Genomic DNA, 21033 nt, shown 5'->3' with positions numbered 1-21033 from the left:
ACAGCAAGGAGACAGGCAAATGAAGACATGGACGATGGCGCTTTCACTGGCGCTCGCGGCGGCTGCGACGGCGAGCTCCGTACACGCGGCGGATCTCAAGGGGCGGGAAATCAGGCTGGCGGTCGACCCGACCTATCCGCCGCTCGAATATAAGACGCCGGACGGCAAGCTCACGGGCTTCGGCGTCGATATCGCCAATGCGTTGTGCGCGCAACTGAACGCGCATTGCGTGTGGGTGGAGACGAGCTTCGACGGCATGATCCCGGGCCTTATAGCGCGCAAGTTCGACGTCATTTCCTCGTCGATGACGATCACGCCCAAGCGCATGGAACAGATCGCCTTCACCAACAAGATCTCGAACGCGCCCGCGCGGCTCGTCGTATGGCGCGGCTCGCCGCTGCTGCCCGCCGCGGCCTCGCTTAAAGGAAAGCGTGTGGGCGTTGAGCAAGGCACGAGCCAGGAGGACTACGCACGCGCGAAGTGGCAGTCGGCCGGCGTGGAGATCGTCGCCTACCAGAACCAGGATCAGGTGTACGCGGACCTGACGTCCGGTCGTCTCGACGCAGCCTTTCAGGCCTCGATTGCGGCAAGTAATGGCTTTCTGAAACGACCCGAGGGCAAGGACTTCACCTTCGCCGGACACGCCATTGACGATCCGAAGTTCTTCGGTCAAGGCGACGGCCTCGGCCTGCGCAAGCAGGACACTGAGTTGCGCGACGCGTTCAACGGAGCGCTAGCCGAGATTCTCGCGAACGGCTCCTACGCGCGAATCAACCAGAAGTATTTCGACTTCGACATTTACGGCGCGAAATAACGCAGACCGGGTCGTGTAGCCGGCGTGGCGGGCGCAAGGCATGCGCCCCGCCAAGGCGAAGGAAAAAGGGGAATACCTTCGTTGATATGTTTAGCATGCCATATAAAAATTGGAGATCTGATGAAGAGGAAGATCTTTTGCGTCATGGCGCTGTGCGGTGTAGCGGCGCCTGCGTTCGCGCAAAGTAGCGTAACCCTGTACGGTGTAATCGACGAGGGTATTGACTACACGAACAACGTGGGTGGCCACGCCGTTTACGAAATGACGAGCGGCTATGCTCAGGGCAGCCGCTGGGGACTCAAGGGCACTGAAGACCTGGACGGAGGCAACAACGCGATCTTTCAGATCGAAAGCGGATTCAACGCGAGCAACGGCGCGCTGGCAGAAGGTGGCCGCGCTTTCGGGCGGCAGGCATTCGTCGGCCTCGCCAACGAGCGCTACGGCACACTGACGCTCGGGCGTCAGTACGATTCCGTGGTCGACTATCTCGCGCAGACCACGTCAAATGGCAACTGGGGCGGCTACCTGTTCGCGCACCCCTTCGACAACGACAACACCGACAACACCTTCCGGCTCAACAACACGATCAAATACACAAGCCCAACGTACGGCGGCTTCTCGTTTGGCGGCACGTACAGCTTCAGCAACGATACGAACTTTGCGAACAACCGGGCGGTGAGCCTGGGCGCCCAATACACGGTGGGCGGATGGCTCATCGCCGCTGCCTACCTTAACGCCAGCAATCCCGCGCTGACCTCGGGCGGCGCGATCGCTGGTGCGAGCAGCTCGAATGGCGCGGACGGCAATTTCGCTTCGTCGCGGCTGCAGATATTCGGCGCGGGCGTGAACTACACGGCCGGATCGGCAACGATAGGCTTCGCGTATACCAACACATACATCGGCCAGCCCGTGGCCAACGTCGGGTATCTCAGCGGCGACGAGACGATCCAGCCGGTGACCGGACCGCTCGCCGGCGGCCGGGTAACGTCACTCAGGTACCAGAACTTTGAGGTGAATGGCAAGTACCAGTTCACGCCGGCCTTCGTCGTCGCAGCGGACTATGTTTACACGCTCGAGCACTACGATGCGACGACAGGCAGCGTGAACCCGTCGATCCACTCGGTGGGGCTGATGGCCGACTACAATCTGTCGAAGCGCACGGACGTCTATCTTCAAGGCGCCTTCCAGCTGGTCGCAGGTGATAAGACCGGCTCGTCGCTCGATCACGCGTACGTGCCCGGCGCGCAGGATCTTTCCTCGACTTCGCGCCAGCTAGTTGTACGTGCTGCCATCCGGCACAGCTTCTAAGTACAGGTCAGCCTTGTGCTCCGCTCGACTGGAGCACAGGTCGACTGACGCACGCAAGCGGGGCAGCCTCAGCCGTCGCCGTACCATTTCCCGACGCTAATGTGCGTGCGAATATCGTCAACGACGGCGTTCGCGAACAGAGCGGACGCTCCAGTGTCCGCTTCTGGCTCGTGATGTATGTCCGAAACTGGCCGACAACACCTTATCCGCAAACTATCTCCCCCGTAAATCCGCGAAAACTTTTTTGCGCGCGCAGAAATCAACGGCCGCCCGTTCAATACGGCGACAACATGAGCTGTTCGATTTGCAGCGGCATGCCCGCCTTCGAGGGGCAAGGGGCACGAAGAGAAAAACCGCTGCGGCGCGCCCTTACGCGCACCCTTCGGGCCGCGAATTCCAGCGCCGGATCGCGCGGTTCTCGCGGTCGAAGCCGAGCACGCTGAGCGTGGCCGTGTCCAGATAGAGATGCGCGCCCAGCGCCGCCGAATTGCTAACCCAGCATCCGGCGAGCACACGCAGGAAATGCGCGTGCGAGAAAACGGCAATGCGCCGCCCCGATTCGCCCTGAGCGAGCATCCTCAGCAAACTCCCTACCACGCCACGCGCGCGCGCCTCCACCTGCGTGAGGCTCTCGCCGTGCGGGATCAGCGAATTCCAGACATTCCAGTCCGGCTCCGTCTTGTGGATTTCGGCGGTCGTGCGGCCTTCGTAAATGCCGTAGTCCCATTCGTGCAGATCGGCCGACACCATCATCTCGTTACTGAGGCCCGCCAGCTGGCAGGTCTCGATGGCGCGCGACATCGGGCTCGCGAGCACCGCGTCGAAGCGCTGCAAAGCGAGCGGCCTCGCGAGCGCGCGCGCCTGTTCACGGCCATGGTCGGTCAACGCGATGTCCGTGCGCCCCGTGTGCTGGCCGCTGCGGCTCCACTCGGTTTCGCCGTGGCGGATCAGCCAGACCTCGCCGGACGCGGCGCTTGCTTTCGTATCGACGGACATCGGGTCACTCCGGTAACGGGCTGCGGCCTCGCGGCACAAGCCGCAAGGCGCAGGAACGAATTCACGGAGTCATTTTAAGGCAGCGCTGCGCCCCCGATGGCAGGCAGCGCACAGCGCGATCCTTGCGCGTGGACGGACCGCTCATCCGAGATTCGAAGCGAGGCGTCAGGGCGGGGCCTCAGTGTCCGCTCAGTGTCCCTGGTCCGGCGCCTGGATCATTTTCCATCCATTGCCGGCCGGGTCGCGAAAGCCGGCATCCACGCTGCCGTAGCGATCCACCGGCTCCTGCGTGAACTCCACGCCTTTTTCCTTGAGCGCCGCGTAGCTCGCGCGGCAGTCTGCCACCGCCAGCACGAGGGGCGGCATGGCCCCCTTGGCGACCATGGCCCGCAGGGTTTGCGCGGTGGCTTCGTCGTGCACGGGCGGGCCGGGCGCGAACAGGCCGAGCTGGAACGAAGGCTGATCCGGATGCTGGACCGTCAGCCAGCGGTACGTGCCGTTACGCACATCCGTATGAACGCGAAAGCCGAGTTTGCCGACGTAAAACTCGAGCGCTTCGTCTTGATCGTCGACGTACAAGCCCACTACATTGATGCCCTGGTTCATGTGACCTCCTTGGTAGATGGCCGCACTGTAGCTTGGGCAAGCCGGCGGCGCTTCTCCAAAACTGCCATGGTGAGATCGGGGCGCTGCGCGGCCTTCAGCACGCACGCGGGCACACGCCCCAACGCGGACCCGCTCGCGCGCGCCGCGCGGCGCATCGCGCTCGGGCTCCTGCCGGTGATGTCGCGAAAAATGCGCCCGAACGTGCCGAGGCTCTCCCAGCCGGTGGCGAACGCGATATCCATAACGCCGAGCTCGGTGTCGCGCAGCAGCGTGGTGGCCTGCTCGATGCGCCGCGTCAGCAGGTAGCGGTGCGGCGGCACGCCGAAGGCCCGCTTGAACGAGCGCGCGAAATGCGCCTCGGACACGCCGCTGACTTCGGCAAGACGCTTGACGGGCCAGGCCTCGTGCGAGGCGGCGTCCATGCGGTCGCGTGCGCGCAGCAGGCGGCGCAACAGGGCCGGGTCTTCGAGTGCGTCGCTGCTGCGCGCCGCGGGAGAAACGGCGGGCGGCGGCGTGCCATGATTCTTGCGTGAGGGCATGGGTTTCGAGGGCTGGCGTGATGGCCGATGGTTCGGGCGCAACAAGCATACCGGCATCCCAGGAGAGCTGGCGCGTGATTCGCCCTGCCGGGATGCCTTCGGGTTTGGCTCCCGACATATTCGGACGATAAGATCGAGAGCGCCCAAACTCCGCACACCCTCATGCATACCGACATGTCTTCGCCTCGCACTTGCTCCGCCAGCCGCGCTCTTGAAGTGCTGCTGGTCTTTCTCAGGCTCGGCGTGACGAGCTTTGGCGGCCCGATTGCCCACCTCGGCTATTTCCGTCGCGAGTTCGTCGAGCGCCGCCGCTGGCTCGACGACGCGGCCTTCACCGATCTGGTCGGGCTGTGCCAGTTCCTGCCCGGCCCCGCCAGCAGCCAGACCGGTTTTGCGATCGGCCTGCTGCGGGCGGGATGGGCCGGCGGGCTCGCGGCCTGGTGCGGCTTCACGCTGCCCTCGGTGTTCTTGATGCTGGTCTTCGCGGCCATCGCGCCGGACCTGGGCGGGCCGGTGGGTGCCGGCGTGGTGCATGGGCTGAAGCTGGTCGCGGTGGCCGTGGTGGCCCAGGCAGTCTGGGACATGGCGCGGCGCCTGTGCCCCGACCGCCGCCGCGCGGGCATCGCGCTCGCCGCTATCGCCATGCTGAGCGTGCTGACCACGGCTTACGCACAACTGATCGCGATTGCCGCGGGCGCGCTGCTCGGCCTTGCGCTGTGCCGCTCGGCGAGCGCTGGGAATGCGCGCGCCATGCTTCCGCATTCCGGCGTATTTCCCGTTTCACGCAAGGTGGGCATCGCCGCGTTGATCGTTTTTTGCGTGCTGCTCTTCGGGCTTCCTCTGATTGGCGCAACCGCGCAAGGCGCGCGAATGTTCGAAGCGTTCTATCGGTCGGGCGCGCTCGTGTTCGGCGGCGGACACGTGGTGCTGCCGCTGCTCCAGCACGCAACGGTCGCAACGGGCTGGGTCGCGCCGAATGACTTTCTCGCCGGCTACGGCGCGGCGCAGGCCGTGCCGGGCCCGCTCTTCACGTTTGCCGCTTTTCTCGGCTGGATGATGGCGAGCCCGCCCAACCACTGGAGCGGCGCGCTGCTGGCTACCGTGGGGATCTTTCTGCCGGGGCTGCTGCTGGTGCTGGCCGCGCTGCCGTGGTGGCACGCATTGCGCAGTCGGCCGGCGATGTCCGCGGCGCTGGCCGGGATCAATGCGGCGGTGGTCGGATTACTGGCTGCGGCGCTTTACTCGCCGGTATGGACCAGCGCGGTGCGCACGCAGATCGATTTCGCCATCGCTTGTGTTGGCTTTTTTCTGTTGACGCGGTGGAAGATGGCGCCGCTGGTGGTGGTGGGTTTTTGCATGGCAATGGGGATTGGGGAGAGTTTGCTCGGGTGAAAGAGTTCTTCGCGGATTTCTGGGGAAATTGATTGCACCATGAATCATTCGACTCTGGTCATCGGCTGCCTGTTATGCGGTAGCGCAGCGCCCCTCGGCACATTATGGCCCCGAGGAAATATCCAGCCTGCCGGTAGCTCGGGGCTTATTGCGGCGCCATGATCCGCAGCACTGGATGTCCATCGACACTTTTCAGCGGAAACCAGGATCGATGCGTCGCCGCGTCTACATTGACGACATGTGCATTCGGGCCTACCCTGCCGTCGCCGATCTTCGTCACCCGGCTCCCCGCAACGCCGAACATCGACACGACGCCCGCCTCACCGGCCACGTATACCGTGCGTAACGCGGAATCGAACGCGAGCACATCCGGATCGCCGCCGACATCGAACGCCTCGATAATTTTCTCCGTCCTCATGTCGAGCACAAGCAGGCGATTGTTGCCCTCGCAGGCAATCAACGCGAGGCGAGATTCCGGAACGATCAACAGCCCGTGATTGCCTTTCGCGCCCGGCAGATCGATACGGGAAACGATCGTATTGGTGGCTGGGTCGATGTCCACCAGTTGGCTTCGCGTCTGCACATTGACAAAGATGTGTCGCGACACCGGATCAAACTGCGAATTGCCAACTTCCCCGTCGAGCGGAATCGTCGCTACACGACGGTTACCCTGAACATCGATCACCGTCTCGGTTTCACCCGTTTCATCTGAAACGAAGAGTCGGTGCGCATCGGGCGCATAGGCCATACCGTCCGGATAGGTACCGCCAGGCACGCGAGCAGTGATCTTTAGCGTGCGCTCGTCGATTGCGACAATCTCGTTTGTACCGGTTGCCGATGCATACACGCGGTACAGTTCGGGCACTACCAGCACGCCATGCACGGACGAGATGCCGGGTACGCGCGCGACAACGCGAGACGCGCGCGTATCGAACACCACAACTTCACTGTCCCCGAGATGGGCAATGAACAGCAGATGCGTGCCGGGGTCATAGCTTTCGTAGTCGAATCGTGACGCTCGTCCGGGCAGAGGAACGTCCTCGACGTGCTTCAATGGCAGATTGCCGGTTACCGCGTCATCCGCGCCATGCGCAACACAACTGACAAGGCAGCCGGCCATGGCCACCAGCGCGCAAAGCATGCAGACGCGCGGCGCAATGACGTCATGGCCTGCGCGAAAACATTTCACGATGCCCCTCCGTCCGGCCTGATATGACGGAAAGCGGCAAGCACCGCTAGATCGTAGGCGATCTTGAGCGTGCCGCACGCTATCAGCGGCGCACTGAGCCATCCTGCTCCAAGCAGCGCACCGGCGATCGTCGGCGCGACTGCCGCCGCGAGGCTGCGCGGCACCGCCGTAAAGCTCGCCGCAGCCGGTCGTTCGGGTGTCGTCACGACAGCCATCACGTATGCGCTCCGGGTTGGCACGTCGAGTTGCGACAGCGCGCTGCGCGCGAGCAACAACATCAACGTCAACGGAAGCGTTGGCGTGAACGCGGCAGCGATCAGGCACATGCTCGATGGAATGTGGGTGAACACCATCGTGTTGAGCAGGCCGATCCTGCGGGCAATCGGTGCAGCGGCAAGTTGCGAGCCCGCGCTCAGCAGCCCTGACCAGAAGAAGAACTGCCCTGCGGCGACAAGCGAAAAGCCAAATCGCTGAATCAGCCACAGCGTCAGCAGCGAGTTCACGAGCAACCCTCCTGCAAACGCGTCGACGCTGAACAGCAGCGCGAGACGTGTAACGATCCCGCGCGAGGGACCAAGCGATGCCCGGGCCGCCGCCGCGTGCGCCTCGCGTTTTGGCAGCCGCAGATACAGCAGGAAGATAACGAAGCCCGTTATCGCATAGACGATGAACATCGCACGCATCGGGAGAAGCGCGGGCACATTGGCATGCACAGCAATCCAATCCGGAAGTCCGGCGAGCAGTGCGCCCAACGCAGCCGAGAGCCCGCCCAGGAGGCTGTATCGCGCGAAGAGCGCTGTTCGGGCATCACCTTTCGCGGATGCGGCAAGGCGTGCGTGCTCAAGCGGCAAAAACAGGCTGACGTCACCCGAGCCTGGATTGAGCGTACCGACAAACGCCACCACGAGCAGCGGCCAGAGTGACGACAGGAATCCGAACGCCAGGCCGGTCGCCCCCATCAGGGCGGCAGCGAAAACCAGCAGCGCACGCTGGGGGTAACGGCTGCCCATCAAGCCGACCGCGATCGTCGCAACGGCAGAGCCCAGCAGCGTGGCGGTGCCGATCAGTCCAACCGTGAGCTTCCCGAATCCGAGCGCCAGCAGATAGGCTGGCAGCAGCACAGCAACGAACCCATCGCAGATCCCGCGCAGGCTTCGTGCAACGAGCAGCAGCCACGCACTGCGGTCCACGCCAGCAGGCGGGAACAGAACGGAAAGCGGCGCCTTGGAGGGAGTCATCGCAGTCCCCGAGTTTTCGCGTCGACGTTACGCGGCCGGCAGGTATCCAACGACACCCCGGCCTGACGCTTCGGTGGCGACGGTCGCTGCCACGAACTGCGCAACGAGTCTGGCAACGTAGCCGGGCACGCTGGCCGCATGGACCTTCCGTGCCTGGGACAGCATCATTTCTGCGCCAACTTCGGCGGCATCTTGCAGAAAGATACGTCGCAATTTCATTTGCATTCCTCACATTCTTCCCGCGCGCGAGCTATCAGGTGTGCAGGTGAAGAAGCGGATAGAGGCCAAAGCCGATCAGGGCGGCGGCGACAACGATCACGGGCTCCGGAAGTTTCCTGAAGCGCCACAGCAGCAGTACGGTTGCGAGCGCGATCAGCGCGGTTGGCCAGTCGACGACCGAACGCCTCGCAATGACAACGACCGACCCGGTAATCGCGCCTACGGCCGCAGCGGTGATACCGTCGACAAACGCCTTCACGGCAGGAAGCCGCCCGTATTTCTTGAAGTACGGCGCGGGCAGGACCGTAAACAGGTAGCATGGCAGAAACGTGCCGATCGCGGCGACACAGGCACCGGCCAGCCCTGCAACCAGATAGCCGATGAAACCTACGGTGATGACAACCGGCCCCGGTGTAATCATCGCGACGGCCACTGCATCGACGAACTGTTTGTCGTTGAGCCAGTGGTGCTCGGTCACGACGCCGCCGTAGAGAAATGGCACGATCGCGAGGCCCGAACCGAACACGAACGCACCCGCCTTCGTGAAGAAAAAACCAATCTGGCCAAGCAGCGAGAGATCCAGCCCGCTGGCCACGCCAGCAAATGCTGGCGCCTGTGTCGCCGCGAGTGCATTGAGACCGCCTTTATTGAGCCATCCGGGCGGCGACCGGCGCAGCCAATTGACGACACCACCCGCGATAAAGAGCCAGGCAATTTCGGATTCCGTGTAGACCGTTACAACCGCGAGGATCACGAAGATGATCCAGAGCAACCGGTTTGTGCCAAGCGTCTTTGTCGTCAGCCTGTATGCGCTCATCGCAATGATGCCGACCACGGCCGCACCAACGCCATAGAAGACCGCCTGCATCCACGACAGTCCACCGAAATGCGCGTAAGCCCAGCCCAGCGCGACGACCATCAGGAACGACGGCAGCACGAAGGCGAGGCCTGCGAGCGTTGCGCCCAGTAGACGGTAGTGCACGAAGCCGAGATAAATGCCAAGCTGCGCGGCAAGCGGACCGGGCATCATCTGCGCCAGTGCCAGCCCTTCGCGGTAATCCGCTTCGGTGATCCAGCCGCGCCGCTCGACCAGATCACGACGCATATAGCCGACGAGCGCGACCGGCCCGCCAAAGCCGACCGTGCCGAGCTTGAGCATATAGAGCGCCATCTGCCCAAGCGTGTAGCCGGGAACCTGCGCGGTGGTCGTGCTCATGGGCGCCGTCCTGTATCGCTGCCTTTTTCACGAGCCGCGAAATGCGTGTACATCGACTCGAGCACCGGACTCATGGCAGCGAGTAGTTGATCGTCGTCGGCCGTGCGCTCTCGGTTTCCGGCCGTGACCGCTTCGAACCCGATGCCTTCCGGCACGCTCGCACCACCCACATCGAGCGCGTGAACCATCGCGCCGAGCCGCACAAGCGCCGGGTCACTGTCCAGGCCAAAGCTCGCCAGCAGCACTTCGAACGTGACGCGTTCTCCAACATGGGTAAAGGCTGCACCGTCGAAATCGAAGCCGAGCGCGTCGGCCGGACACGCCTCCGGCGACGGCAACCAGATAAAGCGCGCGTCACGATCGATAAAACGGCGGATCAGCCAGGCGCTGGCCACTCGGTCGACCCACATGCGCCTGCGAGTCGCCCAGGTTCGCCCCTGATAGTCGCTAGCGGATAGCGAGCGGATTGCGCGGTCTGTCGCGTGCGGCTCGCCCGGTGAAAGCACCGTATCGACGTGCGCCAGAAAATCATGCCAGGCGGCTTCGGCGCGCGTCGCTGCCTCAGCCGGAAAGAAGTCGATCGCAACGAGGGTCTCGTAGTCCTTGCGCAGTCGCCGCAAGACCTTCGTTAGTTCAGCGGCGGATTGGCCCGAAACCGTCTTCCGGGCATCGGCGAGTGTGCGGGTGAAGCCGTCGTACTCATCGGTACGATCGAACAGCGCGCGAAATTCTGCCTCCTGCGAAGCATCGAGGCTCGGCGCACGCAGAAGATGGGCGGTGCCGCCACTCTCGCCAATGGCGACTGCGAGTTCGCGCAGCATCGCCTCACGTTCGGCCGTGTACGGCAGCAGATATATGCCGTCGCGCAGAACGGCGCAGCCGCGCGCCTTGAGAGCGCGCCAGAAGCGCATGCGCGCCGTCGCATTCTCAGTCGGAAGCGTCAGCACAAGGAGTGACCACGTCGAACAAGCATTCATGTAGATTATACTACTCGTGTGTAACGTGATCTACAAGATCACTTCTCAGGCAAGAAACCTCCAAAGCCCACAAAAAAAAATGGCCCCGCAGGCTGAATGCCTGCGGGGCCATTGCGCGAAGTACGAGGACGCCAGCCTGGCGCGAAAACTCCCGCGCCTCAGGCCATCGTCACATTTACATCGCCACGGTGTCGGCCACGTCCTTGAAGTCCGCGATCTGGTCGAAGTTCATGTACTGATAGATCTTGTCGCCGTTGGCGTTGATCACGCCGATATCGGCCATGTACTCGTCCTTGGTCGGGATCTTGCCCAGACGCGAGCAGATCGCTGCCAGTTCCGCCGAGCCGAGGTACACATTCGTGTTCTTGCCCAGACGGTTCGGGAAATTACGCGTCGAGGTCGACATCACCGTCGCGCCTTCGCGCACCTGTGCCTGGTTGCCCATGCACAGCGAGCAGCCCGGCATTTCGGTACGTGCGCCAGCGGTGCCGAACACGCCATAGTGGCCTTCCTCGGTCAGTTGTTTCTGGTCCATCTTGGTCGGCGGCGCAACCCACAGCTTGACCGGAATATCGCGCTTGCCTTCGAGCAGCTTCGAAGCCGCACGGAAGTGACCAATGTTGGTCATGCACGAGCCGATGAACACTTCGTCGATCTTCGCGCCGGCGACATCGGAGAGCGTCTTCACGTCGTCCGGATCGTTCGGACAGGCCACGATCGGCTCGTGCACGTCAGCCAGATCGATCTCGATGACGGCGGCGTACTCAGCGTCCGCATCCGGTTGCAGCAATTGCGGATCGGCCAGCCATGCCTCCATCGCCTTGATACGGCGCTCGAGGCTGCGCGGGTCCTGGTAGCCCTGGGCGATCATCCACTTCAGCAGCGTGATGTTGCTGTTGAGGTACTCGATGATCGGTTCCTTGTTCAGGTGCACCGTGCAACCGGCCGCCGAACGCTCGGCCGACGCATCCGAGAGTTCGAACGCTTGCTCGACCTTCAGATCGGGCAGGCCTTCGATTTCGAGGATGCGGCCCGAGAAGATGTTCTTCTTGCCCTGCTTGGCGACCGTCAGCATGCCTTGCTTGATGGCGTACAGCGGGATCGCGTTGACGAGGTCACGCAGCGTGACGCCCGGCTGCATCTCGCCCTTGAAGCGCACGAGCACCGATTCCGGCATGTCGAGCGGCATCGTGCCGGTAGCGGCCGCGAACGCCACCAGACCCGAACCCGCCGGGAAGCTGATGCCGATCGGGAAGCGCGTGTGCGAGTCGCCGCCGGTGCCGACGGTGTCGGGCAGCAGCATGCGGTTCAGCCACGAGTGGATCACGCCGTCGCCCGGGCGCAGCGCAATGCCGCCACGCGTGCTGATGAAGTTCGGCAGGGTCTGGTGCGTCTTCACGTCCACCGGCTTCGGATAAGCGGCGGTGTGGCAGAACGACTGCATGACGAGGTCGGCCGAGAAGCCGAGGCATGCGAGGTCCTTCAGCTCGTCGCGGGTCATTGGGCCCGTGGTGTCCTGCGAGCCAACCGAAGTCATCTTCGGTTCGCAGTACGTGCCCGGGCGCACGCCCTGGCCTTCCGGCAGGCCGCAGGCGCGGCCAACCATCTTCTGCGCGAGCGAGAAGCCCTTGCCGCTGTCGGCCGGCTGCTGCGGCAGGCGGAACAGCGTCGAAGGCGCGAGGCCCAGCGCTTCACGCGCCTTCGCGGTCAGGCCACGGCCCACGATCAGCGGAATGCGGCCGCCGGCGCGCACTTCGTCGAACAGCACATCGGACTTGACCTGGAACTCGGCGATCACTTCGCCGTTCTTGAGCGCCTTGCCTTCGTACGGACGCAGTTCGACCACGTCGCCCATTTCCATCTGCGACACGTCGAGCTCGATCGGCAGCGCGCCGGCGTCTTCCATCGTGTTGTAGAAGATCGGGGCGATCTTGCCGCCGAGGCACACGCCGCCAAAGCGCTTGTTCGGGATGAAGGGGATGTCTTCGCCCGTGAACCACAGCACCGAGTTGGTGGCCGACTTGCGCGACGAACCCGTGCCGACCACGTCGCCCACGTAGGCGACCAGGTGGCCCTTTTCCTTGAGCGATTCGATGAACTTGACCGGGCCGCGCTTGCCGTCTTCTTCCGGCGTGATGCCGGGGCGCGCGTTCTTCAGCATCGCCAGCGCGTGCAGCGGGATGTCGGGGCGGGTGGTGGCGTCCGGGGCCGGCGAGAGGTCGTCGGTGTTGGTTTCGCCGGTCACCTTGAACACGGTGATGGTCAGGCTTTGCGGCACTTCCGGACGGCTCGTGAACCATTCGGCGTCGGCCCAGCTTTGCAGCACGGCCCTGGCATTCGCGTTGCCCTTGTCGGCCAGTTCCTTGACGTCGTGGAACTGATCGAACATCAGCAAGGTTTTCTTCAGCGCGTCGGCGGCGACCGTGCCGACTTCGGCGTCGGACAGCAACTCGATCAGCGGGGCGATGTTGTAGCCGCCCAGCATCGTGCCGAGCAGCTCGGTGGCGCGGGCGCGCGAGATCAGCGCGCAGGCGGTTTCGCCCTTGGCGACGGCGGCCAGGAAGCCGGCCTTCACGCGGGCAGCTTCGTCCACGCCGGCCGGCACGCGGTTGGTGATCAGGTCGAGCAGGGTCTGCTCTTCGCCGGCGGGCGGATTCGCCAGCAATTCGACCAGCTCGGCGGTCTGCTGGGCCGTCAGCGGCAGGGGGGGAATGCCGAGCGCGGCGCGCGCGGCTACGTGTGCACGAAAGTTTTCAAGCATGTGGGGCCTACTGGTGTTGCGTTTCAGGGGAAGGCTTGTCAAGCACGCCAAGGCTGCTCCGGGTACCGCTTTGAGGGGGATTTTAATGGCAAATGGGCTCTAGCGTCAAATGTCTTATGTCTTATATAAGAGTTAGAGGCGCATTGAAACCCATGGCGGCAAGCGTTCAGTCTGTTTTCGGGAGCAACGGGGCGGTTTGTCCGCGCGGCACGCGGGGATGAACGGCAGGCGCAGCGCCGTCACCCGCGTCGTTCGTGGCGAGGCGACGGGGGGCCGGCCTGCTCGCTGGCGAGCAATTGCCGGACGACATCGAAGAAGGCTGCGACGAGTCGCGCGCCGCGCCGCTCTTCGAGGCACACGACGTGCGCGTGCGTATAAACGTCGTCGCCCTGAATCGCCAGCTTGCGCAAGCGCGGATCGTCGATGTGCTCGCGCTCCGACACGGCGGCGATGCCCAGTCCCAGGATCACCGCCTCCCGGATGGCCTCGCGGCTTCCGATCTCGAGCGAGTAACGCGCCACGACGCCGTGCGCGCGCATGGCCGCCTCCAGCGCCTTGCGCGTGGTCGAACCCGGTTCGCGCATGATGACCGGTTCGTCGCGCAGGTCCTCGATGCGGATGCTGCGGCGGCGCGCCAGCCGATGCGAGGCCGGCACGATGATGACGAGTGGATGGCGCCGGTAAGGTACGTAGCAGAGCTTAGGATCGTCTTCGTACTGTGCGAGCACCGCGACATCGGTCTGATACGCCAGCAGATCGCGCACAGTGTCTTCCGAGTTGCCCAGCCGCACCGACACATTCAAGCCCGGATACCGCCGATGAAACGCGGCCACGATTTCGATCGCGTGCAGCGGACCCACTGCGCCTACGCGGATCAACCCAGTCGTGAGGCCTGCGGACTCCTTCAGATAATCGATCGCTTCCTGCTCGCTGCTGAACATGCGCTGCGCCATCGCGTAGAGGGTTTCGCCCGCGGGCGTCAACGCGACGCGCCGCCCGCTGCGATGCAGCAGCTCCACGCCATAGCCTTCCTCGAGCGCGCGCACTTGCGTCGTCACCGTCGGCTGGCTGACGTGCAGCGCCTTCGCGGCGGCCGTCACGCTGCCATAACGGCCCACGGCGTAGAACGACCGGAGGTGTGTCAGACGCATAGATCCGTTGAATGATCATGTGAAAATTTTTGTATTTTTACTATAAGCCGTGCTTTCCCATAATCCGTTCATACCCGCGACCACTCATTGAGGGAAAACGATGAACGGCGTGTTTTGGAATCCTGTCGAGGTGAACTTCGGCCGAGCCAGTCTCGAACGGCTGGCATCGATCCTCGGCGAGCGCAATGCGGTGGTGGTGACGTTTCCAGAAGCCGCCGAGCTCGGTGTGATTCAGCGATTGCGCGACATCGCCGGCGCACGCATCGTCGAAATCATCAGTGACGTCCAGCCCAATCCCGACGTCGTGCATCTCGCGAACATGTACGGCGAGTACTGGCGCGCGCATCACGCGACCCCGGCAATCGTCGCGGTGGGCGGCGGCAGCGTGCTCGATACAGCCAAGGCGTTGATGGTCGGCACGCACAGCGGCGAGTTCGGCGAACTGCTCGACTGTCTGGACAATGGCGCGCCGTTCACGCCGCCGCACGCGAAGCAACTGATCACGGTGCCCACCACGGCCGGCACGGGCAGTGAAGTCACGCCGTGGGCCACGATCTGGGACCGCACGGTGAAGCAGCGCAAATACTCGCTGCATCTGCAGCAGACATGGCCCGAGGCGGCGATTGTCGATCCGGACCTGACGCTGTCACTGCCGCTCGCGGTGACGGTGCAAAGCGGGCTCGATGCGCTGTCGCACGCGCTGGAGGCGATCTGGAACGTGAACGCGAACCCTATCTCGGACGAGTTCGCGGTATCGGCGGCACGCGACATGCTCGAGACGCTGCCCGTGCTCGCAAGCGACCCCGGCAATCCGCTCCTGCGCGAGCGCGCCTCGTTCGCCGCGCTCAAAGCGGGCCTGGCGTTCTCCAACACGAAGACCGCCCTCGCCCACTCGATTTCCTACGAAATGACGATCCGTCACGGCATCCCGCACGGCATCGCATGCTCTTTCACGCTGCCGATGGTGTTGGGTCTCGCACGCGGACGCGACGCGGACCGCGACGCGGTGCTAGCTCGCGTGTTTCCCTGCGCGCTTCGCGATGCCGATCATTTTCTTGCGCGCTTTCTCGAAGGACTTGGCGTGCGTACCGAATTCGCGAGCTATGGCGTTGGCGACGACGAATCGCGCCGCATGATCGCGCACGCGCTGAGCGGGCCGCGCGGGCGCAACTTCCTCGCGGCGCACGCCTGAGCCGGCCCGCGCACGGAACACAACGGAACTCAACAGAAGCGGGCGCCCAAGCCCGCCGAGCGTACATTGGCGCGAGCAAGCCGCGCGCCGCTGCAAACGAGAACGGCGCCCCAAGCAGCGACCGATCGACCCCGTCGCGCTACCGGCCGCCTCCCGGAGACACAAGGAGACATGTCATGGAAGCAGTGGAAATCGCTGGAAGCCTGCCGACGGACACGAACGCGCGCACCGCCAGGGCGGTTGCGCTCGCGAGCCTGATCGGCACGACGGTCGAGTGGTACGACTTCTTTCTGTACGGCACGATCACCGGACTCGTGTTCGACAAGCTGTTCTTCCCAACCGGCAACGCCTTCGTCTCAACCATGCTCGCGTACACGGTGTACGCCGTCGGCTTCGCCACACGCCCGCTCGGCGGCGTGATCTTCGGTCATTTCGGCGACCGCCACGGACGCAAGCCGCTCCTCGTGCTGACGCTCTCGATCATGGGCGTCTCGACCTTCCTCATCGGCCTGCTGCCCACCTACGCAACGATCGGCGTCTGGGCGCCGGTGTGTCTACTGCTCCTGCGCCTGCTGCAAGGCATCGGCCTTGGCGGCGAATGGGGCGGCGCGGTGCTGATGGCGTTCGAGTACGCGCCCCGCAGGCGGCGCGGGCTCTACGCGTCCTATCCGCAGATCGGACTTGCGGTGGGACTGTGCCTGAGCAGCGGCGTGGTCGCGCTGCTGACTTCATCGATGAGCGCCGAAGCGTTCATGCAATGGGGCTGGCGCGCCGCTTTCATGGCGAGCATCGTGCTGGTGGGCGTAGGCATGTTCATCCGGCTGCGCGTCGTCGAAACGCCGGCCTTCACGAAAGTGCGCGATTCCCATACGGTTGCGAGAGTGCCGGTGAAGGAAGTGTTCGGCGACTATCGCAAGAACGTGCTGCTCGGCTGGGGCGCACGCTATATCGACGGCGTCATCTTCAACACCTATGCGGTGTTTGCGCTCACTTATCTGATCGGCGTGCTGCATTATTCGAAGGCTGCCGTGCTGAGCGCCATCACGCTGGCCGCGTTCGTGCTCATCTTCACGATCCCGCTCGCGTCACGCCTCTCGGATCAGGTCGGACGGCGCCGGGTGTTCGGCTGGGGCGCGCTCGTGTGCGGCCTGAGCGCGTGGCCGGTATTCGCGATCTTCCATTTTTCGCAGAGCCTCGGCGCGATCGTCGGCGCGATCGTGATCGTGCTCGGCGTTCTGTACGCATTCGTCTACGGCCCGGAAGCGGCGCTCTTTTGCGAGCTGTTCGATACGCGCGTGCGCTACAGCGGCATCTCGGTCGTGTATCAGATCTCCGGCATCGTCTCCAGCTCGATCACGCCGCTCGTCGCCACCACGCTGCTGCATTACGGCAATCAGCAGCCATGGTGGATTGCGGTCTACATCAGCTGCGTGGGCGCACTCAGCGCGACTTGCACGAATCTGATGCGGCGCACCTACTGAGGGTGCGTGCATTCGGCCATCAAGGATCGGGCTTTCGGGACGGCACGATGCGTCGTCATTGCGTCGGATCATACGGAACCGTGTGCACACTCTCGTCGTAGCTCGGCATAGGCGCCCCCGGCGGTGCACCCGGCGGCGCGTAGCTGCCCCTGCCAGGCGCGGGCGGCGGGCCATAGTAATCCGTGGCTGGTGCGGCGCCGGGCGCGGGTGGGCCGTAGTAGTCGTTCGTGACCGGAACGGCATCCCCGGCGCCCATACCCCTGTAGGCGTCGGGCGGTGGGCCATAGTAATCGTTTATGGGCGGGGCGGCGCCGGGTTCCACATACACGGCACCGGGCTCCACGTACATGGCGCCAGGCTCCGGCCCCCACGATGCGCCGACGCCCGCCGGGCCTCCAGGACCGCCCGCGCTCGCGTTGCCATGACCCGTGCTGCTCGTGCCTGCAGCGCCCGCGCTACCCGTGCCGGATCCACCGGCGCCAGTGCTGCCCGCGCCCGGGCCAGCAATACCCGCACCAGCGCCTGCTGCCCCGGTGCCTGCCGTTCCGGCACTACCCGTACCTGTGCCTCCTGCGCCGGTGCCGCCCGTGCCTGCACTACCCGTAGCCGTGCCGCCCGAGCCGGTGCCGCCCGTGCCAGCACTACCTGCGCCTGTGCCGCCAGCACCCGCACTACCCGCCCCCGTGCCGCCCGCGCCTGCACCCGCGCCCGCGCCCGCGCCCGCGCCCGCAGCATAAGCCGCACCCGATATCGCCAAAGCCAACACCCAAGTCACCGTCTGTTTCGTCGATCGATTCATCGCCCCCCCTTCTTGTGCAAGTCGCCACAAGAACGCGCCTTACCGCGCAAAACCGCGCTGCGCGTACGTCAACAATCGCGCAAACGATGTGCCACGAAGTGACGGCGTGACCGCTTGCTACTTTCGAAATTCAACGCCATGGCGCGCCGTAACGCGCAATCAGAAGGACAATCCAGCTAACGTTTATTTCGTATTCCAAATTACATAGATGAAAAAAACGCCACCTTGAAAGATGGCGCTCATTTCATGCGCGCGGCGTTCACGCCAACGTGACCGCCTCGCCCGACTTCGCTTCGACCGACCTCGCCGCGCTGGCCCGCGCCCCATCCGCCACCAGCCGGCGATACCGCGCCAGCGCCCAGAGCGGAAAATACGCGGTATAGCCGTGATACTTGAGGTAGTAAATGCGCGGAAAGCCCGGCGCGTTATGCGAGCGATGCCACCAGAAGCCCTCGTCGTCCTGCACCGAAAGCAGATATGCAATGCCGCGCCGCACCGACTCCGATTCGCAGTCGCCGAACGCCATCTGCGCAAGCAGCGCCCACGCCGTGAAATTCGAGGTGCTCTCGCCGCCGTTCGTGCCCGCGAGGCGCGGGTCGATATAGCTGTCGTTGGTCTCGCCCCATCCGCCGTCCGCATGCTGGCGCGACCTGAGCCAGGCGAGCGCCCGCGCGATATACGGCTGCGAAGGATCCTCGCCCGCCAGCGCGAGACCCGCGAGCACGCTCCACGTCCCGTAGATGTAATTGGTGCCCCAGCGCCCCCACCAGCTGCCATCGGGCTGCTGCGTCGTCTTGATGTAGTCGATCGCGCGCACGAGCGCGGGCTTGTCCTCCTCGCGGCCCGTCACGCCGAAGCACAGCAGCACACGGCCCGATACGTCCTCGGTGGGGGGATCGAGCAGCGCGCCGTGGTCGGCGAACGGAATCGCGTTCAGATAGAGCCGGTCGCAGTCGGCATCGAACGCCGCAAAGCCGCCATTGCGCGATTGCAGCCCGCGCATCCAGTCGAGCGCGCGCGTCACGCGCGCGGCGTACGGGTCGGTGCCCGTGGCGCGCTTGATCGAGCGGCCCCGGCGATGCAGCATCGCGGCCACGACCGCGCTGTCGTCGATGTCGGGGTAATACGGGTTGGCGTACTGGAACGCCCAGCCGCCCGGCTGCACGTCGGGACTCACGTTCTCGATCCAGTCGCCCGCGAGGTCGTCCACCTGGCGCGTCGCGAGCCAGTCGTAGGCGCGCGTGATCTGCTGCTGCAATGGCGCGCTGGAGGTCGAATCAGGGCTCGACACTTCCGGCACCGCCAGCGCCTGCTCGAGCGCCATCGTACTCCACGCGGTGTCCCATACGGGCGACAGACACGGCTGGCAGTACATGCTGCCGTCCGGACGCTCCACGAGCAGCTTCTCCAGCGCGTTTTCGCAATCGCGACGCAGCGGATGATTCTCGTGATAGCCGAGCACTTCCATCATCTGATAGCTATAGACGATAGGCGGAAAAATGCCGCCCATGCCGTCCTCGCCGTTCATGCGCTCCGCGCACCACGCTTCCGCGTGCTTCATCGCGCGTTTGCGCAGCGATTGCGGAATCAGCGGCTCGAGATGGCGAACCGAGCGATCCAGCGCGAGAAAGAGCTTGCGCATGCCCTTGCCACGCGGAAAATAATCGCGCTCCTCATCGGGCGGCGTGACGAACAGTTCGGCGATCGACACGTTGTGCGGATTGCGCGCCTGCGCCTTCAGCGAACAGAGCGCGAGCAGCGGCACCATGGTCGTGCGCGCCCAGTACGCGACCTTGTACATCGAGATGGGCACCCACTTCGGGAACAGCACGAACTCGATCGGCATGAACGGCGTGGCGCGCCACGGCACCTGGCCGAAGGTGGCCAGCAGGATGCGCGTGAAGACATTGGATTTCGCCGCGCCGCCCAGCTTCAGAATGGCTTCGCGCGCCCGCACCATGTGCGGCGCGTGGGGGGCGTCGCCGGCTGCCTTGAGCGCGAAATAGGCCTTCACGCTCGCGGAGACATCGGGCACGCCGTCCACGTACAGGTCCCACGCACCGTGCGTTTCGAGGCGCTGGATCGCACGCAGATAGCGCGCCATTTTCTCCTGGCGCACCGTGTCGATCTTCGCCATGAAATGCATCATGAGGATGTATTCGGCGGTGATCGTCGCGTCGGATTCGAGCTCGAAACACCAGCTCCCGTCGGGATGCTGCCGGCGCGCGAGCGCTTCGCGCCCGCGGACAATGGCGGCGTCGAGCAGCGCCGCGCGTTGCACGTTGGTTGGCATATCGGAATTCTTCATGGTGCCGAATAATACCATCCGTACGGAATGTTTTGCGCCTCGGCCCTCGATGGTAAGATCGATGCATGAAAAATTCCCCCGTCAAAGCCTCTGCCAGCATGGCAGGACACGCCGCCGGACACGCCGCGCGCCCGGCGCGGCGGCCCGCGCAGGTGCCTGACAAGGCCCCTCACGAGGCTGCGCGGCATCCCGATGCAGGATCTGCCGAAACGTCAGGCGGGAAGAACGCGGAGCCGCCCGGCGCCCCCGCTTCGGGCACGCGCCGCAAGAAAGCGCCCGTGCAGGTGCGCGCCCAGTTGCTGCAAGCGGCCTCCGATATCGCCACCGATCACGGCGTGCAGGCCGTGACGCTAGACGCCGTGGCCGAGCGCGCCGGCGTGACCAAGGGCGCGCTGCAGTATCACTTCGCCAACAAGCAAGGGCTCATCGACGCCCTGTTCGAGCAGACGCTGGAGCGCTTCGACGCGCAAATGGAAGCGCGCATCGCGGCGGACCGCAAGGATCGCAACGACCCTCACGGCGCCAGCGCGCGCGCCTACCTGCATTCGACCCTCGACGAAACGAGCCCGGCCGCGAGCACCAACGTGCTGCGGGTGCTGGTAGCCGCGATGATGACCGACCCCGAGATCCGCGAGCGCCACTCCGCGCCCATGCGCAAGTGGACGCGCCCCGACCCGCTGCCGCTCGAACACGCGGCGCGGCTCATGATCTGCCGGCTGGTGGCGGACGGCCTGTGGATCTCGGACCTGCTCGGCTATCAGGACCTGTCGCCCGCGTTGCGCGACGAGATCGTGAGGCAGATCGAACGCATGACGATCGATAAGGCTTCCTGATTTTACGGCGCAGC

At 64.5% G+C, this 21033-nt stretch carries 18 protein-coding genes; 6 read left to right on the top strand and 12 right to left on the bottom strand.

Annotated elements, in window-relative coordinates; all coding sequences use genetic code 11:
- The first annotated feature begins 19 nt into the window (after positions 1-19).
- Together P5W98_RS31810 and P5W98_RS31805 are read left to right on the top strand one after the other, a co-directional pair.
- Complete coding sequence (locus P5W98_RS31810; RefSeq protein WP_421028404.1) at positions 20-814, top strand: ABC transporter substrate-binding protein; 795 nt, start codon at positions 20-22, stop codon at positions 812-814.
- A gap of 120 nt (positions 815-934) precedes the next feature.
- Positions 935-2122: a porin gene (locus tag P5W98_RS31805; RefSeq protein ID WP_421028403.1), complete on the top strand. Its 1188-nt coding sequence runs from the start codon at positions 935-937 to the stop codon at positions 2120-2122.
- 369 nt (positions 2123-2491) lie between these two features.
- Here the strand turns inward: P5W98_RS31805 and P5W98_RS31800 are convergent, their stop codons facing one another.
- From P5W98_RS31800 to P5W98_RS31790, 3 genes are all read right to left on the bottom strand, one after another.
- A complete protein-coding gene (locus P5W98_RS31800) occupies positions 2492-3118 on the bottom strand; it encodes a histidine phosphatase family protein (protein ID WP_421042650.1) in 627 nt (208 codons plus the stop codon).
- Between the two features lie 189 nt (positions 3119-3307).
- Positions 3308-3724 carry a VOC family protein gene (locus P5W98_RS31795; protein ID WP_421028401.1) on the bottom strand — a complete coding sequence of 139 codons (417 nt, stop codon included), beginning with the start codon at positions 3722-3724 and terminating at the stop codon, positions 3308-3310.
- The gene (locus P5W98_RS31790) at positions 3721-4263 is read right to left on the bottom strand and encodes a helix-turn-helix domain-containing protein (protein ID WP_421028400.1); all 543 of its coding nucleotides are present in this window, start codon (positions 4261-4263) and stop codon (positions 3721-3723) included. The genes P5W98_RS31795 and P5W98_RS31790 overlap by 4 nt, the downstream gene beginning before the upstream one ends.
- A gap of 162 nt (positions 4264-4425) precedes the next feature.
- Here P5W98_RS31790 and chrA point away from each other — a divergent pair, with 162 nt between their 5' ends.
- Positions 4426-5655 (top strand): chromate efflux transporter, encoded by a 1230-nt coding sequence (chrA, locus tag P5W98_RS31785; protein WP_421028399.1) that lies wholly within the window; start codon positions 4426-4428, stop codon positions 5653-5655.
- 145 nt (positions 5656-5800) lie between these two features.
- On the opposite strand, the gene P5W98_RS31780 is transcribed toward chrA, so the two are convergent.
- The 7 genes from P5W98_RS31780 to P5W98_RS31750 all read right to left on the bottom strand — a co-directional run bounded on the left by P5W98_RS31780 (position 5801) and on the right by P5W98_RS31750 (position 14406).
- Entirely contained in the window at positions 5801-6775 is a 975-nt protein-coding gene (locus tag P5W98_RS31780) for a hypothetical protein (protein WP_421028773.1), read from the bottom strand.
- A gap of 65 nt (positions 6776-6840) precedes the next feature.
- On the bottom strand, positions 6841-8082 hold the full coding sequence (locus P5W98_RS31775) for an MFS transporter (RefSeq protein WP_421028398.1): 1242 nt from the start codon (positions 8080-8082) through the stop codon (positions 6841-6843).
- Between the two features lie 27 nt (positions 8083-8109).
- Positions 8110-8301: a hypothetical protein gene (locus P5W98_RS31770; RefSeq protein WP_421028397.1), complete on the bottom strand. Its 192-nt coding sequence runs from the start codon at positions 8299-8301 to the stop codon at positions 8110-8112.
- 34 nt (positions 8302-8335) lie between these two features.
- Positions 8336-9517 carry a chromate transporter gene (locus P5W98_RS31765; RefSeq protein WP_421028396.1) on the bottom strand — a complete coding sequence of 394 codons (1182 nt, stop codon included), beginning with the start codon at positions 9515-9517 and terminating at the stop codon, positions 8336-8338.
- Positions 9514-10494 (bottom strand): chromate resistance protein ChrB domain-containing protein, encoded by a 981-nt coding sequence (locus P5W98_RS31760; protein WP_421028395.1) that lies wholly within the window; start codon positions 10492-10494, stop codon positions 9514-9516. The genes P5W98_RS31765 and P5W98_RS31760 overlap by 4 nt, the downstream gene beginning before the upstream one ends.
- 175 nt (positions 10495-10669) lie before the next feature.
- Positions 10670-13255, bottom strand: coding sequence for a bifunctional aconitate hydratase 2/2-methylisocitrate dehydratase (gene acnB, locus P5W98_RS31755; RefSeq protein WP_421028394.1), 2586 nt, complete (start codon positions 13253-13255; stop codon positions 10670-10672).
- 239 nt (positions 13256-13494) lie between these two features.
- The gene (locus P5W98_RS31750; protein ID WP_421028393.1) at positions 13495-14406 is read right to left on the bottom strand and encodes a LysR substrate-binding domain-containing protein; all 912 of its coding nucleotides are present in this window, start codon (positions 14404-14406) and stop codon (positions 13495-13497) included.
- Between the two features lie 100 nt (positions 14407-14506).
- Here P5W98_RS31750 and psrA point away from each other — a divergent pair, with 100 nt between their 5' ends.
- Together psrA and P5W98_RS31740 are read left to right on the top strand one after the other, a co-directional pair.
- Positions 14507-15598, top strand: a complete 1092-nt coding sequence (psrA, locus tag P5W98_RS31745) for an iron-containing alcohol dehydrogenase PsrA (protein ID WP_421028392.1) — start codon at positions 14507-14509, stop codon at positions 15596-15598.
- A 176-nt stretch (positions 15599-15774) separates the two neighbouring features.
- Entirely contained in the window at positions 15775-17079 is a 1305-nt protein-coding gene (locus tag P5W98_RS31740) for an MFS transporter (RefSeq protein ID WP_421028391.1), read from the top strand.
- A gap of 55 nt (positions 17080-17134) precedes the next feature.
- Here P5W98_RS31740 and P5W98_RS31735 read toward each other — a convergent pair whose 3' ends face one another.
- A complete protein-coding gene (locus P5W98_RS31735) occupies positions 17135-17854 on the bottom strand; it encodes a hypothetical protein (RefSeq protein WP_434718549.1) in 720 nt (239 codons plus the stop codon).
- A 283-nt stretch (positions 17855-18137) separates the two neighbouring features.
- Positions 18138-20186 (bottom strand): squalene--hopene cyclase, encoded by a 2049-nt coding sequence (gene shc, locus P5W98_RS31730; protein ID WP_421028389.1) that lies wholly within the window; start codon positions 20184-20186, stop codon positions 18138-18140.
- Between the two features lie 98 nt (positions 20187-20284).
- Here shc and P5W98_RS31725 point away from each other — a divergent pair, with 98 nt between their 5' ends.
- The gene (locus tag P5W98_RS31725; protein WP_421028772.1) at positions 20285-21019 is read left to right on the top strand and encodes a TetR/AcrR family transcriptional regulator; all 735 of its coding nucleotides are present in this window, start codon (positions 20285-20287) and stop codon (positions 21017-21019) included.
- Positions 21020-21033: the final 14 nt, after the last annotated feature.

It is taken from the genome of Paraburkholderia sp. A1BS-2L (assembly GCF_051125205.1).
Lineage (GTDB): Bacteria > Pseudomonadota > Gammaproteobacteria > Burkholderiales > Burkholderiaceae > Paraburkholderia.
Note: the sequence above shows the minus strand (reverse complement) of the source record. Positions and strands in the feature narration are given on the sequence as shown.

Bases quoted from the DNA above. Each gene is read 5' to 3' on its own strand.
- P5W98_RS31760 (WP_421028395.1), bottom strand. From the start codon at position 10,494: ATGAATGCTTGTTCGACGTGGTCACTCCTTGTGCTGACGCTTCCGACT.
- shc (WP_421028389.1), bottom strand. From the start codon at position 20,186: ATGAAGAATTCCGATATGCCAACCAACGTGCAACGCGCGGCGCTGCTC.
- psrA (WP_421028392.1), top strand. From the start codon at position 14,507: ATGAACGGCGTGTTTTGGAATCCTGTCGAGGTGAACTTCGGCCGAGCC.
- acnB (WP_421028394.1), bottom strand. From the start codon at position 13,255: ATGCTTGAAAACTTTCGTGCACACGTAGCCGCGCGCGCCGCGCTCGGC.
- P5W98_RS31800 (WP_421042650.1), bottom strand. From the start codon at position 3,118: ATGTCCGTCGATACGAAAGCAAGCGCCGCGTCCGGCGAGGTCTGGCTG.
- P5W98_RS31805 (WP_421028403.1), top strand. From the start codon at position 935: ATGAAGAGGAAGATCTTTTGCGTCATGGCGCTGTGCGGTGTAGCGGCG.
- P5W98_RS31770 (WP_421028397.1), bottom strand. From the start codon at position 8,301: ATGAAATTGCGACGTATCTTTCTGCAAGATGCCGCCGAAGTTGGCGCA.
- P5W98_RS31810 (WP_421028404.1), top strand. From the start codon at position 20: ATGAAGACATGGACGATGGCGCTTTCACTGGCGCTCGCGGCGGCTGCG.
- P5W98_RS31790 (WP_421028400.1), bottom strand. From the start codon at position 4,263: ATGCCCTCACGCAAGAATCATGGCACGCCGCCGCCCGCCGTTTCTCCC.
- P5W98_RS31725 (WP_421028772.1), top strand. From the start codon at position 20,285: ATGGCAGGACACGCCGCCGGACACGCCGCGCGCCCGGCGCGGCGGCCC.
- P5W98_RS31750 (WP_421028393.1), bottom strand. From the start codon at position 14,406: ATGCGTCTGACACACCTCCGGTCGTTCTACGCCGTGGGCCGTTATGGC.
- P5W98_RS31765 (WP_421028396.1), bottom strand. From the start codon at position 9,517: ATGAGCACGACCACCGCGCAGGTTCCCGGCTACACGCTTGGGCAGATG.
- chrA (WP_421028399.1), top strand. From the start codon at position 4,426: ATGCATACCGACATGTCTTCGCCTCGCACTTGCTCCGCCAGCCGCGCT.
- P5W98_RS31775 (WP_421028398.1), bottom strand. From the start codon at position 8,082: ATGACTCCCTCCAAGGCGCCGCTTTCCGTTCTGTTCCCGCCTGCTGGC.
- P5W98_RS31795 (WP_421028401.1), bottom strand. From the start codon at position 3,724: ATGAACCAGGGCATCAATGTAGTGGGCTTGTACGTCGACGATCAAGAC.
- P5W98_RS31740 (WP_421028391.1), top strand. From the start codon at position 15,775: ATGGAAGCAGTGGAAATCGCTGGAAGCCTGCCGACGGACACGAACGCG.
- P5W98_RS31780 (WP_421028773.1), bottom strand. From the start codon at position 6,775: ATGGCCGGCTGCCTTGTCAGTTGTGTTGCGCATGGCGCGGATGACGCG.